Source organism: Roseovarius sp. BRH_c41 (assembly GCF_000961715.1).
Classification (GTDB): domain Bacteria; phylum Pseudomonadota; class Alphaproteobacteria; order Rhodobacterales; family Rhodobacteraceae; genus Roseovarius.
The window spans coordinates 1-5030 of sequence record NZ_LADY01000041.1 but is presented as its reverse complement, the minus strand read 5'-3'; the positions used below and the strand labels follow the sequence as shown (position 1 = coordinate 5030).

The 5030-nt window shown below is 63.3% G+C and carries 7 protein-coding genes; 3 read left to right on the top strand and 4 right to left on the bottom strand.

Annotation, left to right across the window (positions count from 1 at the left end):
• The 3 genes from VR71_RS12970 to VR71_RS12960 form a co-directional block, all read right to left on the bottom strand.
• Window positions 1–327: hypothetical protein (locus VR71_RS12970; protein WP_045684546.1), on the bottom strand; the 327-nt coding region annotated here is incomplete at its 3' end.
• A gap of 244 nt (window positions 328–571) precedes the next feature.
• Window positions 572–895 (bottom strand): 2Fe-2S iron-sulfur cluster-binding protein, encoded by a 324-nt coding sequence (locus VR71_RS12965; protein WP_009818199.1) that lies wholly within the window; start codon window positions 893–895, stop codon window positions 572–574.
• 113 nt (window positions 896–1008) lie between these two features.
• Window positions 1009–2037: a hypothetical protein gene (locus tag VR71_RS12960; RefSeq protein ID WP_045684548.1), complete on the bottom strand. Its 1029-nt coding sequence runs from the start codon at window positions 2035–2037 to the stop codon at window positions 1009–1011.
• Between the two features lie 179 nt (window positions 2038–2216).
• Here VR71_RS12960 and VR71_RS12955 point away from each other — a divergent pair, with 179 nt between their 5' ends.
• Window positions 2217–2573, top strand: a complete 357-nt coding sequence (locus VR71_RS12955; RefSeq protein ID WP_296430391.1) for an OB-fold nucleic acid binding domain-containing protein — start codon at window positions 2217–2219, stop codon at window positions 2571–2573.
• A 35-nt stretch (window positions 2574–2608) separates the two neighbouring features.
• The gene (locus VR71_RS12950; protein ID WP_045684542.1) at window positions 2609–3118 is read left to right on the top strand and encodes a peptidoglycan-binding domain-containing protein; all 510 of its coding nucleotides are present in this window, start codon (window positions 2609–2611) and stop codon (window positions 3116–3118) included.
• Between the two features lie 63 nt (window positions 3119–3181).
• Here the strand turns inward: VR71_RS12950 and VR71_RS12945 are convergent, their stop codons facing one another.
• Window positions 3182–4237, bottom strand: coding sequence for an Mrp/NBP35 family ATP-binding protein (locus VR71_RS12945; RefSeq protein WP_045684541.1), 1056 nt, complete (start codon window positions 4235–4237; stop codon window positions 3182–3184).
• Window positions 4238–4486: 249 nt separating this feature from the next.
• On the opposite strand from VR71_RS12945, the gene VR71_RS12940 reads away from it, so the two are divergent.
• Entirely contained in the window at window positions 4487–4711 is a 225-nt protein-coding gene (locus tag VR71_RS12940) for a DUF1127 domain-containing protein (protein WP_009818194.1), read from the top strand.
• The last annotated feature ends 319 nt before the right edge of the window (window positions 4712–5030 follow it).

Sequence of the window (5030 nt, the reverse complement as noted above, 5' to 3'; positions counted from 1 at the left end):
GGTCTCCTCATTGAATACCGTGTTGTATTCGTTCCCGATCACATCATCAAAGGGCGTGCCGACGTGATCCTCAATATCCACCGCCATGGCAACGATGCCAATTTGGCGATCATTGTCGATGACTGGCTCTTCCTCGTCAGGGTCTTCAGGGATCGGAACGGGATCAATCGGCTCACCCACGATATCTTCGTCGAACGGAAGCTCCTCATTGGACATATCTTCGTCCGGCGGCATCTCTTCATTGGCAACCGGAACGAAATCAGTCCCATCGTCGATGACAAGGGATGCACCCAAAACCCCCATCGCCACCAAAAGAAAACCAAGCATTCAGCCACCACTCGCAAAACGTCTTATGCGTAGAATCCTAGGGTGATCAAAAGGTTACGTCAATCCGCCTTTGGCTGCCGCATATCACGGTCTCGTCAACACAGCGCCGCAGTTGACGCCATCACGGACGCGCTCGGCACCGCGCCCATGACCGTCCGGATCGACGCTTTTGGGTGGTGCGCTCCCTGAGAGACAGCCTGCCGGGGGCGTTGCACCCGCCCCGCCCCGCGCAGATCAGATCAGATCAGATCTGTTTTTCCGGCATCTGCACAACCAGACCATTCAGCGCGTCCGTCACCTTGAGCTGACAGGTCAGCCGCGACCGTTCAGGATCGGGTTGATAGGCGAAATCGAGCATATCCTCTTCCATGTCATCCTTGGCGGGCAGCTTGCCCACCCAACTCGGATCAACATAGACGTGACAGGTCGAACAGGCGCAGGCCCCGCCGCAATCGGCCTCGATGCCGGGGATATTGTTGTCGCGCGCGCCTTCCATCACGGTCAGGCCATTGGCCACCTCGACCTCATGCCGGGTGCCATTATGCTCGATATAGGTGATTTTAGCCATGTCTGGGCTTACTCCATTGCGTCGCTTTTGGGGACTACCTAATCAAGCCCCCCGGCTGAGACCAGCCCAATTTGTACTTGCATCAGAAAAGAATTGCAGAATTGCCGCGGTCCTCAGCGTCGCAGGAAACCCGAAAGCCGCCCCAAGAGCGATGGCCCCCCGACCTCCGGCTCGGGACCTATCAGCGACCGTGCCACGCATCCGGATAGAACGTCCAGCGCCCGCTCCGACAGAGGCACCCAATCCACGCCCGCATCCCGGTCCAGCTCCTCAAATGGCGCAACGTCCCCCAGAAACGCGCGCGCCAAGGCGGCATTGGACGGCGCACAACGGTCCAGCAACGCCCGCCGCGCGACCGGGCTGAGAGCGCCGGCATCCCGTTCCGCAGCCGTCAGCACCTCGGTCGCCGCAAAGAACGCGGCCATCACGGCGGCTCTCTCTTCGGTCCCAAGACCCTGCCCGATCAGCGCGGCCTTGATGTGGCGGGCCGCCTCGATCACCGCCGCAGACGGGCTCACATTCTGGCGCGGGATGTCCAGACCGCTCTCAGGCGGTGCCAGCCCGATCACCTCCAGAAACCGCTCGATCGCATAGCCCTGCGGCTGCGACGGGGTGAGCGGCACCACGGTCATCGCCTCCCGCCCCACCTGCGTCGCCCACTGCATGAGCAGCTTGTGATAATCCAACGTGCCCCGCGTGACGCGCCGTTCGAGCAAGTCCTCGAACGGTCCGACCCAGTCGCTCCGCCCCTTCACATGCTGTTTGAAATCGCTCTCGATCCATAGGTCCTGGCGCTTGAGATAGACCACCACCCGCAGGTCATAGCCCAACCGCGCGACCGCCTCACGCAGCGGCACGAACCCGTCCTCACGCCACAGGTCAAACAGGATCTCGCTGCTCAAGAGCACATCGTGCCCCGACCTCAGGAAATACCCCAGATGGGCCTCCATCCGCACCAGATCGCGCGCCGCACAAAAAGCAGCCAGTTGCGCCGCATTGCCCTGATTGCGCGTGCGGTCCTCGGGATGCCGCTCATAGACCTGCCCCCGCGCCGCCAACCACTCGGCCCGCTCCGCCAGAAAACTCTGGATCGTTGTTGTCGCGCATTTCGGCATGCCGACATGAAAGGTCACAACGGGCATCGGCGCGCGCCTGTGGTCTGGGATCAAGAGACGATGGCAAGAGTATTGCTCCAAATCGTAAACCATAGCCCGCAAAGCGATGCAACCCGCGCCCACGACCAGGCCCAAGCTTGCAATATGGCCCACAGCTCCTACCCTATAGAGGAGCAGAGTCAGACCTTCAGAGCCCGATGCCCGCCATGCCCCGCCCACCCTCCGCCCTCATCGCCGCCCGCCTGTCAGAGGTTTCCTCGGGTGCGCGGATCACCGTGGCGGGTCTGGTTCTGGTGCGCCAACGCCCCGGCACAGCGCGCGGCGTGGTCTTTGTCACGCTCGAGGATGAAACCGGCGTGGTCAATGTCGTGATCTGGCGCAAGGTGTTCGAGCGGTTTCGCCGTGCGGTCATCGCCGGACGCATGCTGCGCGTGACCGGCCGGGTGGAGCGGCAGGCCGGTGTCACCCATGTGGTGGCCGAAGAGATCGAGGACATCTCGGCCCTGCTCGACCTCCTGGCCGATCCCGACAGCCCGCTTCCCCCCCCAGGTCAAACCGGCTAGACTCAGGCGAACATTGCCCGCGAGGCCCCCTGCTGATGATCCGCCCCACACTCTCAAGCCTCGCCTTGGCCCTGTCCCTCGCGGCGTGTCAGACCGTGGCCCCCAACGCGAGCGGATCAAACCTCGGGGCAGAGGCCCCGCCGGGGGCCGCCCCCGGCACCTGCTGGGGCAAACAGGATACGCCCGCAGTGATCGAGACCGTCACCGAACAGGTGCAGCTATCCCCCGCTGAAACCGATGCCTCGGGCAAGATCCTGAGCCCCGCCACCTATGCCACCGTCACCCGGCAGGCCATCCTGCAAGAGCGCGTGACCACTTGGTATGAAACCCCCTGCGCCGATGTGCAGACGCCTGAATTCATCGCCTCGGTTCAACGCGCACTCGCCGCACGCAACCTCTACAGCGGTCCCGTCACCGCCCGTATGGACCCGCGCACCCGCGCGGCGATCCAGCGCTATCAGATCCCGCTCGGTCTCGACAGTGACACGCTCTCCCTCGACAGCGCCCGTCGCCTCGGATTGGTGGCCACGCCGATCAGCGACTGACTCCCGCCGCCTCTGGCCCGAAACACCTTGGCGGCGTCGTGGCCAGCGTCCCCGGCGCTCGCCTCAGCCCTGGCCGTCGCGAATCAGACGCAGCGCCAACGCGCCATAGGCCTGCGCCGCCGCGCTGTCACCCGCCGCCACCGGACAGCCCGCATCGCCTGCCGACCGGGTTTCCAGATCAATCGGCAAGGCCGCCAACAGCGGCAGGCCCAGACCCTCCGCCTCCCTGCGCACCCCACCGTGGCCAAAGACATGCGCCTCATGGCCGCAATCAGGGCATGTGAAGAACGACATATTCTCGATCATCCCCAGAATCGGCACCTCCAGCGTGCGGAACATGTCCATCGCCTTGCGCGCATCGAGGAGCGCCACATCCTGCGGCGTCGAGACGATGATCGCCCCATCGGGACGCGCCCGCTGGCTCAGCGTCAGTTGCACATCGCCCGTTCCCGGCGGCAGATCGACGATCAACACATCCAGATCGCCCCAGTCCACCTGCGCCAACATCTGTTGCAGCGCCCCCATCAGCATCGGCCCCCGCCAGATCACAGCCTTGGCGGGGTCGAGCATCAGCCCGATCGACATCACCTTGACGCCATGCGCCTCCAGCGGAATGATCCGCGTGCCATCCGGGCTTTGCGGTCGCCCCGTCAACCCCATCATGCGCGGCTGGCTTGGCCCATGAATATCGGCATCGAGCAACCCCACGCGCCGCCCCTGCCGCGCCAGCGCCACCGCAAGGTTCGAGGCCACGGTGGATTTGCCGACACCGCCCTTGCCACTGGCCACTGCCAGCAATGTCGCAATCCCCTCGGGCCGGATCGACGCATTGCCCCCCTTGGGATGCTGCCCCAGCTTGAGCGCGGGCGGCGCGGCCTGCGCCGTAAGCACCACGGTCGCGCGGCTCACCCCCGGCAGACTCAAGGCGGCACGCTCTGCGGCGGCACGCACTGGCTCCATGTTGCGGGCCATCTCGGGGGTGGGCGCCTCGATGACAAAGCGCACCTCGCCCGCCTCGACCACCAGCGCGCGCACCATGTCCCGCGACATCAGACTGCCGCCGTCCGGCAACTCCAGCCTGTCAAGCCTCGCTTCGAGTTCCGCGCGAATATCGGTCATGTTCGTTCCTTTACCATTGGCGACATCAGCGCCGCTCTATGCAACCAAGGCAAGAGCAGTTTTTAAACTGCCTAAAAAATGCTTCATTTGCTTAACCTTAGGTCACTTTCTTCTTATGCATTTGCTGCATAGCAGCATTGCTTCTGCAGGGTATTGTGCAGCCGCAGCAAAAGCGTATCTTGGGATCAACAAAGGCGAAACGAACAGCGCCGAACGTGAACATGATAAAATCCGCAAGGACCCGAAGACATGGCTACCTCGATTGACACACGCCGCTCTGCCGCCGCCGTTCTCGGCGAGGATCTGAGTGCCGCCGTCTATGCTGCAATGCAGCGTATCGCAAATTACCGCACTTATCGCCGCACGGTCAATGAGCTGTCGCAGCTCAGCACACATGACCTCGCCGATCTGGGCCTGCACCGCAGTGAAATTCTTCGCGTTGCACATGAAACAGTTTACGGCCACCGGTCGTAATAAGAGATCAGATACCCCCCTCCTCCTCCCTGGGGTATCTGTTACGGTCACGGGCGTCTCTCCTCCTCCCTGATGCCTGGGGCCGTCAAATTGGGACCATCCAGTCCCTTCGTTTTGCGAATGGCCCTCTCCTCCTCCCTGGGCCGGACGTATAGGAAACGGCGGCACCTCTCCTCCTCCCTGGTGCCGCCGTTTTTTATTGCGCGGACGCAAGACAGAGTTTCCCTTGAACCGGCACGATAACTGCAGGGCTTGGCCTGAAGGTGACGGGGACCCCAGCGATGAGCCGCGCGGTCGCTGGGCCGGGGACTAGCGATGC

Excerpts from the sequence above, each read along its gene's own strand:
- VR71_RS12965 (WP_009818199.1), bottom strand. The coding sequence starts at position 895 with ATGGCTAAAATCACCTATATCGAGCATAATGGCACCCGGCATGAGGTC.
- VR71_RS12960 (WP_045684548.1), bottom strand. The coding sequence starts at position 2,037 with ATGCCCGTTGTGACCTTTCATGTCGGCATGCCGAAATGCGCGACAACA.
- VR71_RS12955 (WP_296430391.1), top strand. The coding sequence starts at position 2,217 with ATGCCCCGCCCACCCTCCGCCCTCATCGCCGCCCGCCTGTCAGAGGTT.
- VR71_RS12950 (WP_045684542.1), top strand. The coding sequence starts at position 2,609 with ATGATCCGCCCCACACTCTCAAGCCTCGCCTTGGCCCTGTCCCTCGCG.
- VR71_RS12945 (WP_045684541.1), bottom strand. The coding sequence starts at position 4,237 with ATGACCGATATTCGCGCGGAACTCGAAGCGAGGCTTGACAGGCTGGAG.
- VR71_RS12940 (WP_009818194.1), top strand. The coding sequence starts at position 4,487 with ATGGCTACCTCGATTGACACACGCCGCTCTGCCGCCGCCGTTCTCGGC.